Source organism: Nocardia speluncae NBRC 108251, assembly GCF_001613245.1.
Taxonomy (GTDB): Bacteria; Actinomycetota; Actinomycetes; order Mycobacteriales; family Mycobacteriaceae; genus Nocardia; species Nocardia speluncae.
Window position 1 is genome coordinate 1 of sequence record NZ_BDBZ01000028.1, and the last position, 22,441, is coordinate 22,441.

The window sequence follows — 22,441 nt, forward strand, 5'->3', positions numbered from 1 at the left end:
CCGCGGTGTTCTCCAGCATCCGCCGCAACCGCAAGGAAGGCGAACCGAAGGAGCCCGCGACCGCGGAGCCCACCCCGGTCGCCTGATCCCGAATCGAGTAACCGAACGCGGGAGCGGACCATACGGTCCGCTCCCGCGTTTTTTGCGCGAAATACCGGAAAGGGCGAGAGGGTCCCGGCCTCGGCAAGGGATCGTGGATATCTGGCCGCTCCAGGTGTGTCATGCCGCAACCCGGCCCTTACTCGCCGGTGACGGTGTTCTTGACCTCGGAGTAGAAGTCGAAACTCCATTCGCCGCCTTCCCGGCCCACACCCGATTCCCCGGTCCCGCCGAACGGGGCCCGCAGATCGCGGATCCAGAAGCAGTTGACCCACACGGTGCCCACGTCCAGGCGTGCCGCCACCCGTTCGGCCCGTATCTCGTCGCCGGTGAACAGTGTGGCCGTCAGCCCATAGCGGGTCCCGTTGGCCATCGCGATCGCCTCGTCTTCCGAGGCGAACGACTGCGCGGTGAGTACCGGCCCGAACACCTCCTCGGTGACGATCTCGGCGCCGGGCTCCATATCCACCAGCAGAGTCGGCCGGTAGTAGAGGCTGCCGTCGTCGCGCAGCGGACCGCCGCCGAAAACGGCACGCGCGCCGTCACGGAGCGAGCGCTGTACGAATCCGTCCACCCGCTGGAACTGTTCGTGATGGATCAGTGGGCCCATATCGGTATGTGGGTTACGGGGGTCACCGACCACGAATCCGTCCATCGCCGCGGTGAAGCGGTCGAGGAATTCCTCGTAGATCTCCTCGGCGAGCAGCAGCCGGCTGCCGATCAGGCAGACTTGTCCAGCATTCGAGTACTGCCGTCGGGCAGTGCGCACCGCGGCGTCGAGGTCGGCGTCCGCGAAGACGACGAACGGTGATTTCCCGCCGAGTTCGAAGGAGCACGGCGTGAGGTTCGGCGCCGCCGCGGCCGCGATGGCGCGGGCCGTGGGGACCGACCCGGTGAAACTGATCCGGCGCACCCGCGGATCCGCGACCAGCAGCGCGCCCACTTCTTCGCCCAATCCCTGGACCACGTTCAGGACGCCGGGCGGCAATCCGGCGGCGACCGAGATATCCGCCAGCAGCGACGCGGTCAGCGGTGTCCATTCCGAGGGTTTGAGCACCACCGTGTTCCCGGCGGCCAGAGCCGGCGCGACCTTCCACGATTCGAGCAGCAGCGGACCGTTCCACGGGTTGATCAGCACGACCGGCCCCGTTCCGGTGATACTCACTCGACTGTGGTGGCCGTCGCCCGCAAACGCCGGGTCGGCCCGCTCGAGCAACATATCCGCAAAGGCGGAAAAATTCGATGCCGATCGCCGAATCCCCCGCTCGCCCGTGTAGTAGGACAGCAGTCCGCCCTGATCGGCGGTTTCCACCCGTGCGAAATCCTCGGTCCGGTCGATGATCAAATCGTGCATCCGCCGCAGGATCGCCGCGCGGCGCTCGATCGGTGTATCCCGCCATTCCGGGAATGCCTTGGTGGCAGCGGAGAGTGCCAGGTCGGCTTCGGCTGCGCCACCGCGGGAGACCCGCGCCAGCAGACCACCGTCGATCGGGGAATGGTCGTCGAACCGGCGCGCCGAGGACACCCGCTCACCGCCGATCCAGTGGTCGGTACTGACGACGATGCCGTCGATATGCGCGAAATTCATCATGGGCGTTCTCCTGGGAGTGCGCCACGACCGGCGCGCGAGACGAGAGAGTCGGGTGGTCATCCGAAATACGATCCGCCGTTGACGTGCAGAGTCTGGCCGGTGACGAAGGCAGAGCCCGCGCCGACGAGGTACGCGACGGACCCGACCAGATCCTCGGCCGTTTGTTTCCGGGCAAGGCAGCGGTTCGCGACGGCACGGTCCCCGGCCGCCGGGCTGCGGTTGTGCAGGTCGTCGTCCGGTACGTAGTCCGGTGCCACGGCGTTCACCCGGATACCGTCGGCGCCCAGCTCCCGGGCCAGCGACCGGGTCATCCCGGTGATCGCAGCCTTGGCGGCCGCGTAGTGCACCACATTCCCGAGCCCTTTGAACGCGGTGGCCGAGGAGATGTTCACGATGCTGCCGCCCCCGCATCTGCGCAGCCACGGCACCACCGCACGGATGGCATACCAGGTGCCCTTCACATTGATTTCGAAGCAGCGGTCCCAGTCGTCGTCCGGGATGGACTCGAACGGGCCACGGAACATGGTGCGGAAATATCCTGCGTTGTTCACGAGCGCGTGCACCGCGCCGAACTCCGTCCAGGCACGTTCGGCCATCGTTTCGAGACTGCGCGGTTCACGGAGGTCGATATCGACACCGATCGCCGTTCCGCCCGCGCGCCGGATCTCGCCGGCCACCGCCGCGCTGCCCGACAGATCGGCCACGACGACCGAGGCGCCGCGCTCGGCGAGCGCGCTCACGTAGGCGCGGCCCAGATGCACGGTCGCGCCGGTGACGATGACGACGCGGTCGGTCAGTTCCCCCACTGTTCCTCCTGGAGTATGCCGCGCGGCATCCGCGCTGATATCGGATGTAGATCGATCGTGTTGAAAGGGGCCGCTTTCGCCCATCACCGGGCCTCGCTCACGACAGGGCCGCCGGTACGGTCCCGCAGCAGCGGTTCCCGGTGGTCGTAGCTCTGCCATCCGGTCCAGCCGGCGTCCGTTCCGGTGCGGATATCGAGCAGGTCCAGCGCGCGCGCCACACTGTGATCGATGATGTCGGCCACCGATTGCGGGCGGGTGTAGAAGGCGGGCAGGGGCGGCATGATGATCGCGCCCGCTTCGGTCGCCTGTCCCATCAAACGGATATGCCCGGCGTGCAGCGGTGTCTCCCGCAGCAGGAGCACAAGGCGCCGCCGCTCCTTGAGGGTGACATCGGCCGCCCGCACCAGCAGATTCTCATCATAGGAATTCGCTATCCCGGAAAGCGTTTTCACGCTGCACGGCACCACCAGCATCCCGTCGGTCCGGAACGAGCCGCTCGAAATCGCGGCACCGAGATCGTTATCGGAGTAGGTGTGGGTGGCGAGGGCCAGTACCTCGGCCACCGTGTAGTCGGTTTCCTGACCGATCGTCGCCTTACCACTGCGGGTGATCACGAGATGGGATTCGATCCCGGCCGCGCGCAACATCTCCAGTGCGCGAATCCCGAGTACCGCGCCCGAGGCCCCGGAAATTCCCACAACTATCCGCCGCGGTGCGTCCATGTCACACCTCCGCGGCCACGGGTAGGCAGAAATCGAAATCGCAGCCCTGATCGGCCTGTAGGACGTGCTCGCGATAGAGCCGCGCGTAGCCTCGCTCGGGCGTCGCCGGGGTCGGTGGCGCCCACTGAGCGCGGCGCCGCTCCAGTTCCGCGGCACTGACCAGCAGTTCCAGCGACCGATCGCGCACCGAGAGCCGGATGCGGTCGCCGTCGCGGACCAGAGCGAGCGGCCCGCCGACCGCGGCCTCCGGCGCGATGTGCAGCACAATCGTGCCGTAGGCGGTCCCGCTCATCCGGGCATCCGACATCCGGACCATATCTTTGACGCCCTTCTCCGCGAGCACCTTCGGAATCGGGATGTACCCCGCCTCCGGCATCGCCTCGGCCACCGGGCCTGCGTTCTTGAGCACCAGGAAATCCCCGGGTTCCACATCGAGATCCGGCGCATCGATCCGCTCGGCCAGATCGGCCAGCGATTCGAAGACCACCGCGCGGCCCTCCGATTCGAACAGCCGCGCATCGGCCGCCGAACGCTTGAGTATCGCCCCCGACGGAGCGAGATTGCCTGCCAGCGAGACGATTCCGCCGACCGGTGACACCGGTGCCCCCAGCGGCCGGACGACCCTCTCGTCGCGCCACGGGTCGGTATCGGCGAGAATGTCGCGCCAGGTACGGCCGGTGACGGTGGGGCAGTCGAGATTCATGAGCTCGCCGAGTTCCCGGAACACCGCCGGAACACCCCCCGCCCGGTGGAAGTCTTCCATGTAGTGCTCGCCGGAGGGTTTGAGATCCACGAGCACCGGGGTGGTATCGCTCAGTTCGTTCAGTTCGCGGGCACCGAAGCCGAGACCGAGGCGGCGTGCCATTGCCGTCAAATGGATCACCGCGTTGGTGGATCCCCCGGTCGCCAGCAAAACCCGTAGCGCGTTCACCACCGATTCCTCGGTCACCACAGCGCTCGGTGGCACACCGGTCCGGGCGAGTTCGACGGCCAGGGCTCCGCTGTTCTCACCGGCCCGCAGGCGGTCGGCGTGCACATTCGGGATCGCGGCGGTTCCCGGCAGCGATACCCCGAGCGCCTCGGCGAGGCAGGCCATGGTGCTGGCTGTGCCCATCACCGCACAGGTACCAGAGGTGGTGGCCAGATTGCCCTCCACGGCGCCGATCTGCTCGATGCTCACGTCCCCGGCCCGATACCGGCCCCAGAAGCGCCGGCAGTCGGTGCAGGCGCCGAGCCGCTCACCGTGATAGCTACCGGTCATCATGGGCCCGGTGACCAGCTGGACCGCGGGTTTATCCACAGAGAAAGCACCCATCAGCTGAGCAGGCACGGTCTTGTCGCACCCGCCCACCAAGACGACCGAGTCCACCGGCTGCGCCCGGATCATCTCCTCGACATCCATCGCCATCAGGTTCCGGAACTTCATCGAAGTGGGGTACAGGAACGGCTCACCGAGCGAGATGGTCGGAAAAGCGACCGGCAGTCCACCCGCCAGCAACACTCCGCGTTCGACCGCACGCACCAGCTCCGGCATCTGCCGGTGGCAGTTGTTGAAACCGCTCTCCGAGGTCACGATTCCGACTGTCGGTCGGGCCAGGCTGTTCTCGGTGTACCCCATGGACTTGGTGAAACTGCGCCGCAGATAGGCAGCGAAACCGCGGTCCCCGTAGTGCGTGAGATTGTTGTCGATCCCGCGGGGGCCGGGCGGCGACGCCGCGGGACTCATAGCGAGGCCCCGGCCGGCAGCTCGTTCACCGCGCCCTTCGGGTCCCGACCCGCCAGCGAGTCGAGCAGATTGTCCACCGCGAGTTCGGCCATCGCACGCCGGGTTTCGACGGTGGCGCTGCCTATATGCGGCAGCAGGGTGACATTGTCGAGTTCGAGCAGCGGGCTGTCGGCGGGCAGCGGCTCCACGGCCATCACGTCCAGCGCGGCGCCCGCGATACTGCCGCTGCGCAGTGCCTCGACCAGAGCGGGTTCGTCGACGAGCGCGCCCCGCGCCGGGTTGACGAAGTACGCCGTGTCCTTCATGGCTGCGAAATCGGCGGCACCGATGAATCCTTCGGTGGCCGGGGACAGCGGCACCATCAACAGCACCACATCGGCGCCGGCCAGCAGTTCGGCACGCCCGACATACTCCGCACCGGCAGGTACCTCACCCTCGATCGGCCTGCGGTTGTGATAGATCACCCGCATACCCAACGCAGCCATCACCGGTGCCACCCGCTTGCCGATCCGTCCCAGACCGAGAATGCCGATCGTCTTGCCGTGCACATCGGAAGTGAGCGGAAACGGCGAGCCCGCGGCCCACTGCCCGCTGCGCACGAACCGTTCGGCGCGGGACAGGCCGCGGACAGCGTTCAGGATCGCCCCGACCGTCAGCGCGGCCACCGCATCGTCGAGCACCCCGGGGGTATTGCAGATCCGGACGCCGCGGCCGGTCGCGGCCGGCACGTCGATATTGTCGTAGCCGACGGCATAGTTCGACACCGTCCGCACCGCCGGGAGTTCGGCGAGAATGCCCGCGTTCACCGGCTGCTTCACCGTGGTGAGCCATCCGACAACCTCCGCGTACTCACCCGCAGTACCTGCGGTGAGAACATTCGCCGAGGGCAACTGGATCACGTCGTACTCGGTTTCGATCCGCGCGAGGAGATCGGCGGCGAGCGGGGCCGACACCAGAACCTTGGACTTGCTTGTCATCTTCTTCTCCTGAACATGTTGTGCGATAAACGTTGCGGTGCCGGTCAAACCTGATTTTCCGGGACGGTGACCGAGATTCCGTCGAGCTCGGGGCCGGCTTCGATCTGGCAGGCGAGGCGGCTGGTCGCCGCCCGTTCCGGGTTCAGTCCGAGCAGTACCTCCTCGGTGGGATCCAGCGGTCCACACCTGTCGAACCACTCGCTGTCGACGATCACATGGCAGGTGCCGCAGATAGCGCCACCGCCGCATTCGGCGACGATCCCTTCGACGCCCTCCTGCCGGGCGCCCTCCATCACCGTCAGTCCCTCGTCGATATCGAGTGAGACCGAAGGCATGCCGGTCTTGTAGTTGAATACGATCTTCATCCGAATCACCTGCCGGTCGTGGTTGTTGTCAGTTCCCGCAGCCCGAGTGCGAATTCTTTCGGGCTCCCGAATGTCTCGACCGCGACGAGCGTCCCGGCACATGCGCGCCGCACCACGAATCCGCCGTCTTCGAATTCGGTGACGCTGTCGGTGACGCCGCGGCCCGCAGCCACCAGCCCGGCGATCCGGAGTTGCGTTCCGAACTGCTCCGACCAGAACGTTTCGGGCCGCGGCGCGGGGGGTGGGGTTCCGGTGATCGCCGCAGCGGCGATCCGGGCCTGGGTCATCGCGCTGGCAACGGATTCGATTCCGACCACGGTGCCGGCCGGCGCGGGCGTCACCGCCACATCGCCGATCGCGTAGATGCCGGAGTCGGAGGTCCGGCAGCACGGATCGACCAGGATCCCGCGCGCGGTGGCGATTCCACAGTCGCGGGCGAGTTCGTCGCGAGGCGTGGCACCGATCGACAGCACGACCCAATCGGCCTCGACGCGAGCCCCGCCGGCCAATTCGAGCACGGAACCGGCCGGCGCCGCGCAGACCCTGTCGACCCGGGAACCCAGGACGAAGCGGATTCCGCGCTGTTCGTGCAGTGCGCGGATCCGGTTCGCGGTGAACTCGGAGACCCGCCCGGGTAGTACTCGCCGGGCCGATTCCACCACCGTCACCGACTTCACCAGCGTCGCCAATGAACTGGCAACCTCGAGTCCGAGGAAGCTCCCGCCGAGCACGGCGACCCGGTCGCGGACGCCGGGCCGCACGGCGCGAACGTCGTCGAGGGTGCGGATGGTGTGTACCCGGCCGGTATCCGCCCACGGCGGCCGGACCGCGTCGGCGCCGGTGGCCAGGACCAGTGAGTCGAACGGGAAGCTGTCCCCGGATTCCGTGTGCACGCAGCGTGACCGGCGGTCGATCCGGACCACCCGCGTATCCAGCCGGACGTCGATCTGTTTGGCGGAGTATGCCCGTGCCGCGCGGATGACGAGTTTCGCCGGGTCGGTGGCGCCGGTGAGTACACCTTTCGACAGCGGCGGACGCTCGTAGGGCAGATACCGTTCACCGCACAGTAGCGTGATCGGCCGGTGGTATCCGGCCGCCCGCAGAGCGAAGGCCACTTCCGCACCGGCCTGGCCGCCGCCGACGACGACAGTGCCGTTGCTGCCCGGCATCAGAAGAACACCGTCAGCGATTTGGCCAGGAGTACATTCTGGTCCAGCAGAATCTCTCGCCGGCGCAGCCCCCAGTCCGCCGCGGCACGACGGCGCCAGGTATCGCGCCGTTTGCCGGCGAACAGATTGACCTCGTCCTCCTGGCGGTTCTGATAGAGGACGAACTTGGAGCGCACGACGATCTCACCGTGTGCCGGATCATGTTCGGCGACCCGGATATTGGTGACCGCTCGGGTTACCCGGGATACCGGTTCCTCCGACCAGTGCATACCGGTGCGCAGCTGCGCGACCCGCTTACGCAGAGTCTCCTTGTCCTCGTCGAACCACGCCATATCGGAGCCCTGTTCGCTCAGTGCGCTCTGTTCTCGGCTCGATACGTTGCGCACCAGCGGCATCCAGTACACGAGGTCGTCGTCGAGCAGTTCGAGCCACGCCTCGAAGTCACGATCGTCGAGCAGATCCGCTTCGCGGTAGTACAGATCTTCGATTTCCCGGATCAGTTCGATGTAGGCCTGTCCACGAAACCCGGCCGCGGTGCTCGTCACTGTCGCGCCTCGCTGTCGGTAACCAGTTCGGATCCGGTGCCGTCCGGCATCGGAATCTCTTTCCACGAAGACGCGTTCATGAACTGAGACCAGCGCCGATAGAAGGCACGTGCGTTCTCCTCGTTGTACTCACCGTTCTCCACCGCGTGCGCCAGCCCGGGAACGGGACGGGCGTGACCGAGACCCATCTGGTAGTTGAAATGCAATTGCCGGGACCGCCAGCCGGTACTCGCCCGGGTGGCATACGACCAGTTCTCCATATCGTCGGATTCGGTCATCCCGCCCGGCCCGGAGTACCGCATGTAGTAGCGGCGAGCCTCGTCCTTGACGGTGTCGGGCGCGTCCCGGTCGACCAGGAAAATGCGCCACATCTCTGTCTCGGTGGCGCTCAGGGGATGTACCCAGGCGATCGTCCGTGGTTGCCGCCCATGGAAGGACATACTCGGGAAGATGGTGCCCACGCTCATCGCGACCCGCATGCGGTCTCCGAATCGTTGCACCCGGCTGCGGTGCACGTGCTCGTGATACTCGCGCGCTTCGGGACTGTCACCCCAGGTGCCCGAAACACCCTCGTACTCTTCGTAGAATGGAAGCTGGCCGATCACCCCGTGGCCGTGCTGGGGAAAACACAGGGTGACCCGGTTGCCGAATTTGTCGCGACGGCCCTTACCGCTGGGCCCGATGCCCACCGCGTCCACCGACCGGTGGCTCACATCGTGGTAGAGGTCGCCGATGAAGTTCTCCGGGATCATCTTCCAGTTGGCATTGACCCGCCATTTCTGGACGCCGCCGATCACCTCGGCACCGTCGGGGCGGCCGTCGCGATAGTCCAGGGCGTAGTCCAGGTACAGCCGCATATCACCGAGATAGTCGAGCAGCGACGGCGCGCCGATATCCCAGGAAGCCCATACGGTGCCCTTGTAGACCTCCACTCGCGGAACGGGAATCAGTCCCCATTTCTGCTTGTCGAGCTCGGAGTGATAGTGCTTCTCGAAGCCGGGCACACCGTAGAGTCCGCCCGGCCGGGATACCAACCGGCCGTCCGTGGAAAAACTCCAGCCGTGATACGGGCAGGTGAAGGTCCGGGTATTGCCCTGATCCGATCGGCACAATTTCATCCCGCGGTGCGTACAAGTGTTGAGCAGTACGTGGATATCGCCCGCCTTGTCCCGGGTCAGGATCACCGGGTCGGTGCCCATCCGGGACTGGAAATAGTCGTTCGGGTTCGGGACCAGTCCGATATGCCCGACGAAAAGCCATGCCCGCCCGAAAATGTGCTCGAGTTCCTGCTCGAACAATTCGTCGTCGACGAATATCTCCCGGGCGACGGTGCCCTCGTTGTCGACATCGACCAGTTCGTCGATCGATTTCCTCATTTTCACTCCTCGGTGAGAACTGCCCGGGCCCGCACGCTGCGTTCCGAACGGGTCCCGGTCAGCTCATGCCGCCGGTGCAGACGTATTTGACCTCGGTGTATTCGTCGAGCCCGTCCTGCGCCCCCTCCCGGCCGATTCCGGATTCCTTCACGCCGCCGAACGGCGCGACCTCGGTGGAGACCGAGAAATCGTTCATTCCGACCATCCCGAAATCCAGTTCCTCGGCGAACCGGTTGAGCCTGCGGTAATGGGTGGTGTAGCAGTACGCGACCAGGCCGTAGGGGGTGGCGTTCGCGCGGCGGATCACTTCGGTGTCCTCGCCGAAGCGCATGATGGGCGCGATCGGGCCGAAGGTCTCCGCCCGGCAGCAGTCCATATCGTCTGCCGCGTCCACCAACACGGTGGGCGCGAAAAAGGCCGCGCCGTGCGGATGCGGGGCGCCGCCGGTAACGATCCGGGCGCCGCCGCCCACCGCGTCGTCGAGCAGTGCCGACATCGCCGCCGCCGCGCCGGGGTTGATCATCGGGCCTACCTCCGTCCCCGGGGCCGCGCCGTTACCGATCACGAATTCGCGTACCCGCGCGGTGAACGTCTCGACGAAGCGATCGTGGATGCCGTCCTGTACATAGATGCGGTTCGTAGCGACGCAAGCTTGCCCGGCGTTGCGGAACTTCGATCCGATCGCGCCCGCCACGGCGGCATCCAGGTCGGCGTCGTCACACACGATGAACGGCGCATTGCCGCCGAGTTCCAGCGAGACCCGTTTCACCGTCGCCGCCGACTGTTCGGCCAGCAGTTTGCCCACCGGGGTGGAGCCGGTGAAGGTCAGTTTGCGCACCAGCGGACTATCGGTGAGCGCACCGCCGATCTCACGCGCCGAACCGGTCACCACATTGAACACACCGGCCGGTACACCGGCCTCCTCCGCCAGCCGGGCCAGCGCGAGAGCCGAGAGTGGAGTCTCCTCGGAAGGTTTCACCACCATGGTGCAGCCCGCCGCCAGCGCCGGGCCCGCCTTGCGGGTGATCATCGAACTGGGAAAGTTCCACGGGGTGATGGCGGCGACCACACCGACCGGCTGCCGGATCACCGACAGGCGGCGATCGGCGCGGTCGGTCGGAATGGTGCGGCCGTAGGCGCGCCGGCCCTCCTCGGCGAACCAGGTGAGAAAGCCGGCGGAGGCACCGATCTCGGCCCGCGATTCCGCCAGCGGTTTCCCCTGCTCGGCGGTGAGCAGTTCGGCGAGCCGATCCTGGTGCAGGTACACCAGACCGGCCCAGCGGCGCAGCACCGCCGAGCGTTCGGACGCGGTGAGCGCGCGCCACGGCCCCCATGCCGCGTGCGCGGCCTCGATCGCCGCGAGAGTTTCCGCGCGGCCCATCCGAGGGACCGATCCGATGCGCTCCCCCGTCGCCGGATCGGTGACGGCGATATCCGCGCCGGAGTCGGCGGTGAGCCATTGCCCACCGACGAACGCCCGGTCGAGCGTTGCGGCCGTGAGGTCCACGCCCGCTGAGGATTCTGCTGCCAGAGTCACGTCGGTCTTCCTTCGGATGTCTACCGGGCGCGCGTCGGCACGCCGGGTCGGTTTACGGGGAAAAGCGGTTCGGCCGGGCCGGCTCAGCCGACGAGCCATTCACCGAGATCGATATGCGCGGCGCCGGGTATCACCGCGCGCGTATCGGCCGAGGCGGGGGCGAGCGGCGCCGTGGCATCCATGCCCATTCGAGTGGTGGTGCCCGCCGCCGTCAGCAGCTTGTCGACCGGGTTGCCCTTGCCGCCGGCGAGAACCACCAGATCTTCGCCGGCACGGAACCATGTGGCGACCGCTCGCTCTACGGCCACCGGATCGAACGGATCGACGTCGTGGTCCACGACGACGACGAGTTTGACATCGCGGTGGGCGGCGAAGGCGGCGACGATCGCATCCTTGCCGTCACCTTCGTGCTGTTTGTCCACGGAGACGACGACATGGAATTTGTGCAGGCCGCCCTGGGTCACATTGATCGAGCGGACCCCGGCGATTCCGCCGCGCATGGCGGTCAGCATCGCCGGTTCGTTCGGCAGCCCCATCAGCAACAGTTGCTCGGCCGATCCCGAGACCAGTCCCTGGTAGACCGGATCGTGGCGATGGGTGATCGCGGTGATCCGGACCACATGACGGGGGGTCACCCCTTTGTAGTACCCGGCGAACTCCGCGAACGGCCCCTCATCGGCCCGTTCGTGGGCAGGTACATATCCCTCCAGGACTATCTCGGCATGGGCCGGTACCAGCAGGTCGTTGGTGACACAGCGCACGAGTTCCTCGCCGCGCCCGCGTAATCCGCCGGCTATTGCGTATTCGTCGAAACCGAACGGCACCGCCGAGCCCGAGGTGCCGGCGGCGAACCGCAGCGGCGTATCCACGCCCAGCACGATCGACACCGGCATCGGCCGGTCCATCGCCTCGTACGCCTCATAGATGCGGTGCAGGTGCCGCGGGACGATCACCATGCGCAGCTCCTGGGCGCCCTTCACCTGCATCCGGTGATAGGACAGGTTCCGCTCACCGGTGTGTGGATGCACCGAGGTAACGATCCCGGAGGTGATATACGGTCCGCCGTCGTGTTCGAAATGGGTGAGGATCGGCAGTTCGGTCAGATCGATCTCATCGCCGGTACGCACGTTCTCGTGCACCGGACCCGAGCCGGCTTCGACCGGCCGGATCGGGTCGGTCAGGGCCCGCGCGTACCGTTCGGTGAGCTCACCGACCTCGACGCCGAGCGCCGCGGCCACCCGGTCCCGAGTTCCGTCGGTGCCGATCACGACCCGCCCGGAACGCTTTCCGACGTCGGTGAACAGCAACGCGGGCCCGTTCTCGACGTCGCAGCGCTGCGCCACCGCAGCCAGTTCGTGTACCGGCGAGACCGGACGCTCGACCGTGCTCAGCGCACCCAGCTCGCGCAATCTGGCGATCTGTTCCCGAAGTGAACCCACTGCGGTGTTCACGGCGCCGGGAGTCATAGCGCCGCGCGGTCGCGCTCGCCGACCCCGAGCAGACCCATGACCCGCTCGTACACCGCTTCGACCGCGGGATCGGTGAGACTGCGCGGATGTTCGGCGTCGACGGCGATGTGGTCGAGCACCCGCCCCGGCCGTGCCGACAGCACGATTACCGAGGTCGCCAGTGAAATCGCCTCCATCACATTGTGGGTGACGAATACGATCGTCGAGCGGCGCTTCAACCACAGGTCGCGCAGGAACGCCCGCTGCTTGCGCGCTGTCATCTCGTCCAGTGCCGAGAACGGTTCGTCCATCAGCAGCATGGCCGGTTCGGTGGCCAATGCCCGTGCGATCGAAACCCGCTGCTGCATACCGCCGGACAGCGCCGCGGGATAGAAGCCGCCGTAGTCGGACAGCCCGGCCGCCGCGAGGTAGTCGGCGATATCGCGTTGGAAGGGATTGCGCCGGCCTTCTGCCCGAGCGGCCCGGGTGATCGCCAAATTCTGTTCGACCGTACGCCAGGGCAGCAGCCGAGCCCGCTGGAAGACGAACCCGATCTCATCCGGTGACGGCGCGTCGAGCAGGCCGCTCGTCGGGTTCTGCAGACCCGACAGGATATTCAGCAGTGTCGACTTACCGCTGCCCGAAGGCCCCAGCACGGCTACGAATTCACCGTCCCCCACCGAGAACGAGATATCGTCGAGTACTTGCAGCGAATCCCCGCCGGCGATATCGAAACTCTTGCACACACTGTCGAAAGTGATGATGGGCTCAGACATGCTCGTCTCCGTCCTCGATCACGGTGTTCCGGCCGCCGGATCTGCCCATCGGCCGCTCGCGCCAGAGGAAGGCGCGGTGTTCCAGCGGTCGCAGCACGATGTATTCGAACAGCGCTACGAAGATCATGAAGCCGACGGTCCAGGCGATTACCGAGGTCAGGTCATACAGCTGGAAAGCCCGGTTCACCTGGTACCCGACCCCGTCGGAAAGCCCCAGCAGCTCGATCATCACCACGTATTTCCAGCACACGCCGAAGGCCTGCCGGGCCGCGGTGATCGCCGGACCGGCCAGCTGCGGAAGGATCACGTGCCGGAACTGAGCGACCCTGGAGTACCCGAAGACCTGCGACATCTCCTGGAGGTCGGTGTCCAGGCGTTTGGTGCCCTGCCAGAAGTTCACCGCGATCATCGGGATCGCGAGATAGCCGATGGCGATGATCGCACTGGACTCTTTCAGCCCCAGGGCGATCAGGATGATCATCGCGATGAAGATGCCCGGCTGCGACATACCGGTGACAATGAACAGTTCGAAGAAGGATTCGCCCTTGCGCGAACGACCCATGGCGGTGCCGATCACGAACGCCGCGATATAGGCGATGGCGAACCCGCCCAGTACCCGGCGCACGGTGAGCCACATATGCTCGTAGAACTGGCTGCCGGTCAGCAACTCGAACAGCGCGGAGAAGGTGTCGGTGACACTGGGCAATACATCACCCAGCACAGTCGCGCTGCCGATGGACCACAGAATCACCACGGTCGCCAGGAACGCCAGCCGGAACACAGTCGACGAGCCGGCGATCCGCGCGGTGAGCGACGGTTTCGCCTCGGCGTCGGTCACTCTCGTCCGTTCGGTGCGTACCCCGGCCGGTTTCGGCGCGGTCGACAGGCCGGTCACGATTGCGCCTCGTCGCCGCCGGACAGCACCATGGTGGTCACATCGTGCTCACCGTGCAGCAACCCGAGCCGCTTCGCGAGATCCAGCTCTTCCTGTGCCGCCGCCAAATTCTCGTCGGTGTAGCCGAGCAGCAGCAACGGAGCGAAGCGTTCGAACAGCAGCGCGGTGCCCTCGGGCGCGGGCAGATTCACTGCCTCGGCATTCGCCTCGTAGATGGACGCGTCGGTTTTCGCGATCTCGGTCGCCCGGGTGGCCAGTCGCTGGATGAGCCCGGCGTCGTTGGCCTGCAACCAATCCTTGCGCGCCGCCCAGTTCTGTGACGGTACGAGAGCACGACCCTTGTCCTGCCAGTAGTGCGAGGTGTGGAACACCTCGCGGTATCCGCCCTCGTGCAGCATGCGGGTGGAGTTCGGCTCGTACTGGGTGATCGCCTTCATCTCTCCGGTGTCGAGCAGTCCTTGCAGCAAACCGCCGGAATCGGCGAGCATCAGCCGGTAGTCCTTCTCCATATCGATGCCCATATCGCCGAGCACGAAATACGACTCCGCGAAAACGCTCACCGTCCGGTGCAGCGAAGCCACCGGCTCACCCTTCAGTTCCGCAGCGGACCGATACGGCGAATCCTCTTTCACCAGCATCGAACTGTTGGCGGCCCAGGTGGGCGCGATACCCACGACCTCATGTCCCTGTTCCCGGGCCGCGGCCAGATTGACCATGCTCATGAAGCCCAGGTCGATATCGCCGTTGGTCAAGGCGATCTGCGCAGTCTTCTGCGCCATCGGCTTGTACTCGACCTCCACACCGAGTTCCGCACCGGCCTGTTCGATCGCCTCCACCATGAGCGCGGCGATCCCGATATCCGAGCCGCCGACAACAACCTTGGGCCCATCGGATTCCGATCCCGAGGCTCCGCAGGCGGTGAGTGCGAGGGCGGCCACGACTCCGATGCCGAATATTCGCACTCTTCGCCCGGCGGTAGTCTTTCGCTGAGGTGTCATGTGTGGGCCCTTCCTGACCGGTTGACCTGTTCCCACGTCTCTCGCCCCGGATACGAGGGACGACATGGCGTCGTCGGCGGATCTCCGCAGAGCGAGAGTTCGACCGCGGTTTCCGTGGCGTTGGACCACCGGTTACCGTCGATGGGTCAACCATAAGAGCGGGGTCACACGGCTCGGACACTCCCGAATGGACAATTTCGCATTCGATCCATCGCCTGTTCGGATAGTTGCGGATAGCGCTGCAAAGCCGCGAACCAGACTTCAGCGCGCAGGGTCGGATCCGACAGCGGCTTGCCCAGCAGACGCTCCAGCCGGCGGATCCGGGCGCGCAGGGTGTGCCGGTGGACGCCGAGTAGTTCGGCGGTGGGTTCTACCTGACCGTTGAGCCCCAGCCAGGCGATGACGGTCCGGCACAGATCTCCGGCGCGCCGGCCGTCGGCTACTTCGATCGGTGCGAAGATGCTGGCCGCGATATCTCCTTCGTCGGCCGCCACCAGCATCGCAGAGTAGGTGGGTCCGATCCGGCCACCGACCTCGAGCACTCCCATATCGGTGGCGGCCGCGGCGGTGGCAGCTCGATCGGCCTGTTTGAGCGCCCGCTCGGCATGCTCGATACCGGACGCAACCACGATTCCGACGGCGTGCCGGCTGGCGTTGACCAATGTTCGCTCGATCGCGCCGGCGTCCAGATGGCGCTCGTTCATGAACATCGCAAGCCGGCTCTTATAGCGCGCGACCAGCACATTCGACCGGTACGCCTCGACATCCCCGCGCACCGCATCGATTTCTTCTTTGGGCACGTGGATCACGGCGACCGCAATCCGACCGGAAGCGAGCGGGTCGCCGAGCAGCACGGTGAGTTGGTCGGCCGGCAGCAGGCGATTGTCCATGATCATCACCAGCGAATCGATCCGCCGGCGTTCGGCAAGCTTGCGGGTGGTCTCCAGCTCGAGTTCGAAACCCAGCACGTCGGCGGCGATCGAGCCGAGCCGGTCACGCTGCCCGGGGAGTTCCGGAAGGCCGCCGGCCACCAATGTCCCGAGATGCCGGGAACGCCCGCCCAGCGGCAGGATCTCGATCCGTTCCCCATTCGCGATCACCGAGGCACTGCCGAACGCTCCCGCTTCCCGGGTCCGGGCCAGCACATCCTGCACATCGTCGAGCCGCTGGACCGCCCGCCGCGGTGCGACGGTACGAACAACCCCCACTGGCGACAGCAGCGCCGCCCAGGACGCGCCTTGTTTCGCGAGCACATCGATGAGGCCCTCGGCACCACCCCGTAGCGCTGCCCGGGTGAGGGTTTCGCGTAGCCGGTTGTCGCGCGCCTCGACAGTGTGGGTGCGCTCGGCGATCACATCCGCCACCGCTTTCGTGATCGCGATGAACGGTGTGGGCGAGGCGATCTCCAACAGCACCATGCCCCACCGCTGCGCGGCTGCGACCAGTTCCCCGGGCACCGCGTCGTGCACCGGCCCCAGTCCGAACCCGAGCGCCACCACGCCCACCTTGGCCAAGCGCTCGACATATCCGCCGAAATCACGACCGGCAGGGAACTGCATACCGGTGGTCAGCAGTATTTCCCCGCCGTTCAGATAGCGAGTGGGGTCTTCGTGTTCACTGGTCGCCACCCACGACACATCGATATCGAGCCGATCCTCCCCGACGAGCACCCTGATCCCGAGCGACCCGTTACCGACAATGCTGCGCAGCGTCGAATCCACCGCTGACCTCCTAGCTTGTCCAGCGAGGATAGCTGCGGGTTTGCAATTGTGTATTTCGTTCAAGTAACCCTATTTCACATCTGAAATAGCTGTCGGCTACCAACACTGGTAAAGCCACCACGGCCCGCGACCGAATTGTTGATCGTCTTTCGATTTCCGCGGCAGAACAGCGACCTGACTCTGCGCCGGACACCTCGCAGCATCCCACTCCCGGATCGCAGATCAGGCTGCCCGGCGACGATCGGCGGTGGAGGTCCGAGGTTGTCCACAGTTCTCCCCAGCCCGAGTCACCGGCGAAACACCGCGGCCGGGGTCAGCAGACCCTCAGGGCACGCCGGCGCCGTAGGGCGCACCCCGAGCACGATCGGCGAATCACGCTGGGCCGCAACCCCCGCAGCAGTACGTCAACTGCTCCTGGCGGCGAAGCCGTCACGGAGAATTCCGAGCCCCTCGGCAAGCAGTTCGTCGGAGATGGTCAACGGCGGCAGGAAACGCAGCACATTGCCGTATGTTCCGGCAGACAAGGTCAGTAGGCCGCGTTCCTGGCAGTACCGGCCGAGCTCCGCCACCGCGGCGGCGTCCGGGCGTTTCGTACCGGGATGCACGAGTTCGACCGCAATCATCGCGCCCCGGCCCCTGACCTCACCGATCGAGGCACAATCCCGCGCCATGGCCGTCAGTTCGGTGGTCATCCCGGCGCCGATGGCGCGGGCACGTTCGAGAAGCCCATCCGCACGGATCGTCTCGAACACCGCGAGCGCAGCCGCGCACGCCGCGGGATTTCCGCTGTACGTGCCGCCTATCCCCCCCGGGGGGGCCGCGTCCATGATGTCCGCCCGGCCGGTTACCGCACCCAGCGGCATACCGCCCGCCAGCCCTTTGGCAGTCACCACGAGGTCAGGGACCAAAGCCTCGTGTTCGGATGCGAACCAGGCACCGGTCCGGCCGATCCCGGTCTGTACCTCGTCGGCGACGAAAACGATGCCGCGTTCCCGGCAGAAATCCGATACCCGCCGCAGAAAGCCATCCGGAGGAACAATGAATCCGCCTTCCCCCTGGATCGGTTCGATGATCAGGCACGCCACCGATTCCGCTCCGACCTGCGAATCCACGAGCAGTTCCAGATGTGCGAACGCCTCGTCGGCAGCAGCGGCCGCACCACTCGGCCACCGATACGGATAGGGCAGCGGAGCCCGGTACACCTCCGGCACGAAGGGTCCGAACGCCTGCCTGTACGGCCGATTCTTGGCCGTCATACTCATCGTCATGAGGGTCCGGCCGTGGAACGCATGATCGAAGGTCACCACGGCGGGCCGCCCAGTGAACGCACGCGCGTATTTGACCGCGTTTTCCACCGCTTCGCTGCCGGTGTTGAACAGTGCGGTCCGCTTCGCGTGGTCTCCCGGGGCAACTGCGTTGAGCTCTTCGGCCACCGCGATATACGGCTCGTACGGTGTCGCGAGGAAACAAGTGTGGGTATATGCCTGCACCTGTCGGGTCACCCGTTCGACTACCCGTGGTGCCGCGTTCCCGACCGTGGTCACCGCGATACCGCTACCGAAGTCGATGAACGAGTTACCATCCGCGTCCACGACCACTCCACCACCCGCCGCTTGCACGTACACCTGCGCGCTGCTGACCAAACCCGCCGGCAGCGCAACGCCCCGGCGCTGTGCGAGCTCCATCGAACGTGGTCCGGGAATTTCGGTCCGGATGCGGCGTACCTGGTCTGGTTGTGCCCCGTCAGGCACCTGAACTGCGGTCATTGCCTACCTCCCAGTCTGGTCACCGCGACTCTAGGAGGCGGAACCGGACCACCGGACCGTCCGAACCGTCGTGATGCCGTACCGGTCTTGTACAACCGGGCGAGTTCCTGCACATGCCAGGCACGACCGGCCTGCTCGACCACCGGTCCCGGCTTCGTCACCGGCCCGAATCGAGACCCGAGCAGAGCAGCACCGCGGCCCACCCGGCGGGTACTCCGAACGGGCGGGCCGCGCCGGACCCGGCTGCCGGGCTCAGCGGCGTATCGGACTCACCGGTTCGCCTCGGATACCGGGCACGCCTTCACCAGCTGCTTGTTCCGGCTGCGACCGGTCGAGCCGATACAACGTCACGGCCGCCACTGCCCCGATGAGGCCGAGCCCGGCCCATACCGCCCAATCCGCACCCGCGGCGCGCGCAGCCCCGACGACCGCGCCCGTGGCGAGGTTGCCTGCCAGGATTCCGACACCCACGATCGTGTTGTAGAAACCGTAGTGGGTGGCCACCAGTTTTCCGTCCGCGAGCGAAACGACGGTATCCATTTCGAAGGGGAACACCGCGGCGGTTCCGACCGCAAGCACCGCAGTGGACAAGAGTAGTGCGACGATCGCGGCGGGGACGCCGAATCGCCCGGGGCCGGGTATCACGAGTAGCGGCAGGAACGCCGCAGCCAGTATTGCCATCCCCACCGCCAGGCTGCGCCCGGTTCCCCAGTGCGCCCGGAACCATCCGGTGATCCGCAGCTGCCCGGCTACGGCGACCACACCGGAGACCACGAACAGCGCCGATACAAGCACTTGTGCATGCGCACCGGCCAGATATTCGGCCTGCAGCGGTAGGGCCAGATACACCTGGAACGACAGTACATACGAGCCGATCATCGTCAGCGAGAACAACAAAAAGCGGCGGTTGGCCGCCACCGCGCGCCAGTCCTGCAGCACCGAGGTGTGTTCGGCCGCCTTCTGCTCGCGGCGCGCCGGCAGCGCGAACAGTTGCGCAACGGTCAAGACTGCGAACACGACCGCCGCGGCCGCGGCGGTCACGCGGAAATCCAGGAACATCAATGCCAGGCCCACCAGCGGACCGGCCAGGATGCCGGCTTGGTAGAAGATATTGAACACTGCGAACGCTTCTACGCGCCGTTCCCCGGTGTCGGCCGCCAGATAGGCACGTACTGCCGGGTTGAACAAAGCTCCGGCAAACCCTGTTGCGGCGGATGCGATCAGCACCCACGGCAGCGAGGTGGCGAACGCCAAGAGCGCGAACCCGCCGGTACGCAGCAGACAGCCCGCGACGATCAAGGGTTTGTAACCGAGCCGGTCGGCGAGGGTGCCGCCGATGAGGAACATGCCCTGCTGGGAGAAGTTTCGGACACCGAGCACCAGGCCGACCGCCCAGGCCGCCAAGCCGAGCGGTCCGGCGAGGTAGCCGGCCAGATACGGCATCAGCATGTAGAAGCCGAGGTTGATGCCGAACTGGTTGATCATCAGTAACCGAGCGGCGAGGTCGAAGCTGCGGAAGCTCCTCAGTACGGTCACGATGCGGCTCCTCCTGCCGGGTCGGTGGCGTACGGGTCGACAACGGTGGTGCAGTGGGTCCACGAGCGCACCACCCGCTGACCGGGATGCTCGATAACGTCCGGTTCGATCGGCGGATCGGTATCGAGCAGGCCGTGCTCGCGGCAGTAGTCGTCGTTGTAGACGGTGTCGAAGTAGCGCTGGGGGCCGTCGGGGAAGACCGCGGCGATTCGCGAGCCTTCCGGCTGTGTGCGTGCGGCCCATCCGGCGACCAGTGCCACGGCACCTACGCTCCAGCCGCCGGTCGCGTAGTGCGTTCCGGCCAGCGCCCGGCACGCCCATACGGCTTCGGCCGGCGCCACCCAATGCACTTCACGAAAGGCCGAGTAGTCGACATTGCGCGGGAAGATGCTGGACCCGAGCCCGCGCATGACCCGCGGTCCGGCGGGCTGGCCGAAGATTGTGGAGGCGACCGTATCCACACCGATCAGCTGCAGGTCCGGGTTGGATCGGCGTAGCACCCGCGCCACGCCTGCGGAGTGGCCGCCGGTCCCGACAGCGCACACCAGCACATCTACCTCGCCGAGCTGCTTTATCAGCTCCAGTCCGAGCGATTCGTATCCGTCGATATTGTCGGGATTGCTGTACTGGTCGGGGCACCATGCCCCGGGCTCGGCCGCCATGAGTTCGAGGACCCGGTCGCGGCGTGCTTGTTGCCAGCCGCCGCTGGGATGGGGTTCGGCCACCATCTCGACCCGCGCACCGTAGGAGGCGAGCAGGCGATCCACGATCGGCTCGAGCCCCGGATCGGTCACCACGGTGACGGGGTGGTGATAGACCGCTCCCGCCAGTGCCAGCCCCAATCCGAGAGTGCCACTGGTGGATTCGATGATGCGGGCCCCCGGTGCCAGGTCTCCACGTTGTTTCGCCCGCTGGACCATGTGCAGCGCGGGCCGGTCCTTCATCCCGCCGGGGTTGAAACCCTCGAGCTTCGCCCAGAAGCCGCGGCCTGCGGGAGCCAGCGGCTCCCCCACCCACAGAACGGGGGTATTGCCGACCAGCGAACTCGACTCCCGCACCGGAGCAGGCGGGGTGAGCACAGTCGAAACAGATTCGGCAGACCTGCCGAACACGATGTCGTTCATGATTGTCGCTTTCTGTATCCGAACCGCCACACAGGGCGGCCGAGACGGTGAGCGGGCAGCGAACACCGGCCGACGACGTGAATGTCTCGGCCTGGCGCTGACCGATCAGCGTCGGGAGATACAGAAATTCGTGAGAACGGCTTGCCCGTTCAATACCGGTAAGCCGCCGCCGGGCGGACCCCTTATTCCGCGCGCAACGGCGAAGACCAGGGCAATCGCGGCGACGGTGACCGACCCGATCAGGACCATCCACAGCAACTGCTGGACAGTCCCGCTACCGGAAGGCAGCACGGATTTCTCGATGCAGTGGATCATGTGCTGATCACAGTGGTCGAAGTGAGCGCTCACGCCGTGCAGGTGACCGGCATATGCGCTACCGGCGGCCGGTGCGGCGATCGGGCTGTGCTCGCCTGCCAGGTGCAGGGTGCAGTCGAGGATCGGTGCGATCAGTAGCACCGCCATCACCAGCGCCACCGATATGCGTCGCACACGGACCCACAGGTTCACCGCGAATCCCTCGGATCCGAGCCCCGGCGGCCGCGTATCGGCGCCCCGGCTTCCGGAGACGGTGCGCCGCGATGTCGAGCATGATCTGAGCGTTCGCGCTGTACATCGACGTATCCGAATATCTCGGGCACCGCACCACCTCCTTCGTCTCGCTCAATTGTTCTCACGCCGAGGACCCGTGTCGGCGAACGGAAACGCAGCGGTCACCGAACAACTTACTCGCCACACTCATCCTCGCCGGGGCTCCTGCGACCGGACCCACCGATGACGCCGGGAGCGGTGCCTCCGGTCCGCGTCGCCCCCACGGAGACGAGCAGTCGCCGCACCCGGCCGAGGTACAGGGATCACCCCGGAAGCGGACTGCTCAGACGACGACTCGGTAACCGGCGGCTTCTACGGCCTTCCTGACAGCATCGGGGTCGACCTCACCGCCGGACTCGACGGTGACCCGGCCGGTAGCCGGATCCGCGTCGACACCGGTGACACCGGCGACGGCACCGACCTCTTTGCGGACCTTGGAAGCGCATCCTCCACAGGTCATTCCGGTGACGGTGATGATCTCGGTACTCATATCGTTTCCTGCCGATCTGGTGAGTATCCGCGGACGTCCGGTGACAGTGATGACCGAACGGCTGCGGCGGGACAGTTAATGAATACATTACCCCCGTTAGGTATTCAAGCAAGCGGAGCGAGAATTGCAGCGGCACACCTCGCAACCGTTACGACACGGGAATTACCGCCCGGTCTGCCCCCAAAC

20 protein-coding genes are annotated in these 22,441 nt (G+C 66.2%); all 20 read right to left on the bottom strand.

The genetic code is table 11. The features are described from left to right. Positions 1–238: 238 nt before the first annotated feature. The 20 genes from NS6_RS21775 to NS6_RS21870 all read right to left on the bottom strand — a co-directional run bounded on the left by NS6_RS21775 (position 239) and on the right by NS6_RS21870 (position 22,255). Complete coding sequence (locus tag NS6_RS21775; RefSeq protein WP_068044642.1) at positions 239–1,690, bottom strand: aldehyde dehydrogenase; 1,452 nt, start codon at positions 1,688–1,690, stop codon at positions 239–241. A gap of 56 nt (positions 1,691–1,746) precedes the next feature. Then, positions 1,747–2,496, bottom strand: coding sequence for an SDR family NAD(P)-dependent oxidoreductase (locus NS6_RS21780; RefSeq protein ID WP_068044862.1), 750 nt, complete (start codon positions 2,494–2,496; stop codon positions 1,747–1,749). An 83-nt stretch (positions 2,497–2,579) separates the two neighbouring features. Further along, positions 2,580–3,218 (bottom strand): UbiX family flavin prenyltransferase, encoded by a 639-nt coding sequence (locus tag NS6_RS21785; protein WP_068044644.1) that lies wholly within the window; start codon positions 3,216–3,218, stop codon positions 2,580–2,582. 1 nt (position 3,219) lies between these two features. Further along, positions 3,220–4,944: a dihydroxy-acid dehydratase gene (locus NS6_RS21790; protein ID WP_068044646.1), complete on the bottom strand. Its 1,725-nt coding sequence runs from the start codon at positions 4,942–4,944 to the stop codon at positions 3,220–3,222. Beyond that, entirely contained in the window at positions 4,941–5,921 is a 981-nt protein-coding gene (locus NS6_RS21795; protein ID WP_068044864.1) for a 2-hydroxyacid dehydrogenase, read from the bottom strand. Before NS6_RS21795 ends, NS6_RS21790 begins: the two co-directional genes overlap by 4 nt. 44 nt (positions 5,922–5,965) lie before the next feature. Beyond that, the gene (locus tag NS6_RS21800; RefSeq protein WP_068044647.1) at positions 5,966–6,286 is read right to left on the bottom strand and encodes a 2Fe-2S iron-sulfur cluster-binding protein; all 321 of its coding nucleotides are present in this window, start codon (positions 6,284–6,286) and stop codon (positions 5,966–5,968) included. A gap of 5 nt (positions 6,287–6,291) precedes the next feature. Then, the gene (locus NS6_RS21805; RefSeq protein WP_068044650.1) at positions 6,292–7,455 is read right to left on the bottom strand and encodes an NAD(P)/FAD-dependent oxidoreductase; all 1,164 of its coding nucleotides are present in this window, start codon (positions 7,453–7,455) and stop codon (positions 6,292–6,294) included. Next, positions 7,455–8,000 carry a 3-phenylpropionate/cinnamic acid dioxygenase subunit beta gene (locus NS6_RS21810; RefSeq protein ID WP_068044652.1) on the bottom strand — a complete coding sequence of 182 codons (546 nt, stop codon included), beginning with the start codon at positions 7,998–8,000 and terminating at the stop codon, positions 7,455–7,457. The genes NS6_RS21805 and NS6_RS21810 overlap by 1 nt, the downstream gene beginning before the upstream one ends. Then, positions 7,997–9,376, bottom strand: coding sequence for an aromatic ring-hydroxylating dioxygenase subunit alpha (locus NS6_RS21815; RefSeq protein ID WP_068044654.1), 1,380 nt, complete (start codon positions 9,374–9,376; stop codon positions 7,997–7,999). Before NS6_RS21815 ends, NS6_RS21810 begins: the two co-directional genes overlap by 4 nt. 58 nt (positions 9,377–9,434) lie before the next feature. Beyond that, positions 9,435–10,913, bottom strand: coding sequence for an NAD-dependent succinate-semialdehyde dehydrogenase (locus NS6_RS21820; RefSeq protein ID WP_245669454.1), 1,479 nt, complete (start codon positions 10,911–10,913; stop codon positions 9,435–9,437). An 83-nt stretch (positions 10,914–10,996) separates the two neighbouring features. Further along, the gene (locus tag NS6_RS21825; protein WP_168443498.1) at positions 10,997–12,364 is read right to left on the bottom strand and encodes a UbiD family decarboxylase; all 1,368 of its coding nucleotides are present in this window, start codon (positions 12,362–12,364) and stop codon (positions 10,997–10,999) included. Between the two features lie 11 nt (positions 12,365–12,375). Beyond that, on the bottom strand, positions 12,376–13,137 hold the full coding sequence (locus tag NS6_RS21830; protein WP_068044660.1) for an ABC transporter ATP-binding protein: 762 nt from the start codon (positions 13,135–13,137) through the stop codon (positions 12,376–12,378). Further along, on the bottom strand, positions 13,130–14,032 hold the full coding sequence (locus tag NS6_RS21835; RefSeq protein WP_068044662.1) for an ABC transporter permease: 903 nt from the start codon (positions 14,030–14,032) through the stop codon (positions 13,130–13,132). Before NS6_RS21835 ends, NS6_RS21830 begins: the two co-directional genes overlap by 8 nt. Continuing rightward, on the bottom strand, positions 14,029–14,970 hold the full coding sequence (locus tag NS6_RS21840; RefSeq protein WP_168443497.1) for an ABC transporter substrate-binding protein: 942 nt from the start codon (positions 14,968–14,970) through the stop codon (positions 14,029–14,031). Before NS6_RS21840 ends, NS6_RS21835 begins: the two co-directional genes overlap by 4 nt. Positions 14,971–15,194: 224 nt before the next feature. Continuing rightward, on the bottom strand, positions 15,195–16,751 hold the full coding sequence (locus NS6_RS21845; RefSeq protein ID WP_068044667.1) for a PucR family transcriptional regulator: 1,557 nt from the start codon (positions 16,749–16,751) through the stop codon (positions 15,195–15,197). Between the two features lie 404 nt (positions 16,752–17,155). Then, a complete protein-coding gene (gene gabT / locus NS6_RS21850; RefSeq protein ID WP_068044670.1) occupies positions 17,156–18,517 on the bottom strand; it encodes a 4-aminobutyrate--2-oxoglutarate transaminase in 1,362 nt (453 codons plus the stop codon). A gap of 252 nt (positions 18,518–18,769) precedes the next feature. Further along, complete coding sequence (locus NS6_RS21855) at positions 18,770–20,053, bottom strand: MFS transporter (protein ID WP_068044672.1); 1,284 nt, start codon at positions 20,051–20,053, stop codon at positions 18,770–18,772. Next, positions 20,050–21,177, bottom strand: coding sequence for a PLP-dependent cysteine synthase family protein (locus NS6_RS21860; RefSeq protein WP_084471289.1), 1,128 nt, complete (start codon positions 21,175–21,177; stop codon positions 20,050–20,052). Before NS6_RS21860 ends, NS6_RS21855 begins: the two co-directional genes overlap by 4 nt. Positions 21,178–21,282: 105 nt before the next feature. Next, entirely contained in the window at positions 21,283–21,684 is a 402-nt protein-coding gene (gene lpqS, locus NS6_RS21865) for a putative copper homeostasis (lipo)protein LpqS (RefSeq protein ID WP_068044674.1), read from the bottom strand. Between the two features lie 364 nt (positions 21,685–22,048). Next, positions 22,049–22,255 (bottom strand): heavy-metal-associated domain-containing protein, encoded by a 207-nt coding sequence (locus NS6_RS21870; RefSeq protein WP_068044676.1) that lies wholly within the window; start codon positions 22,253–22,255, stop codon positions 22,049–22,051. Between the last annotated feature and the right edge of the window lie 186 nt (positions 22,256–22,441).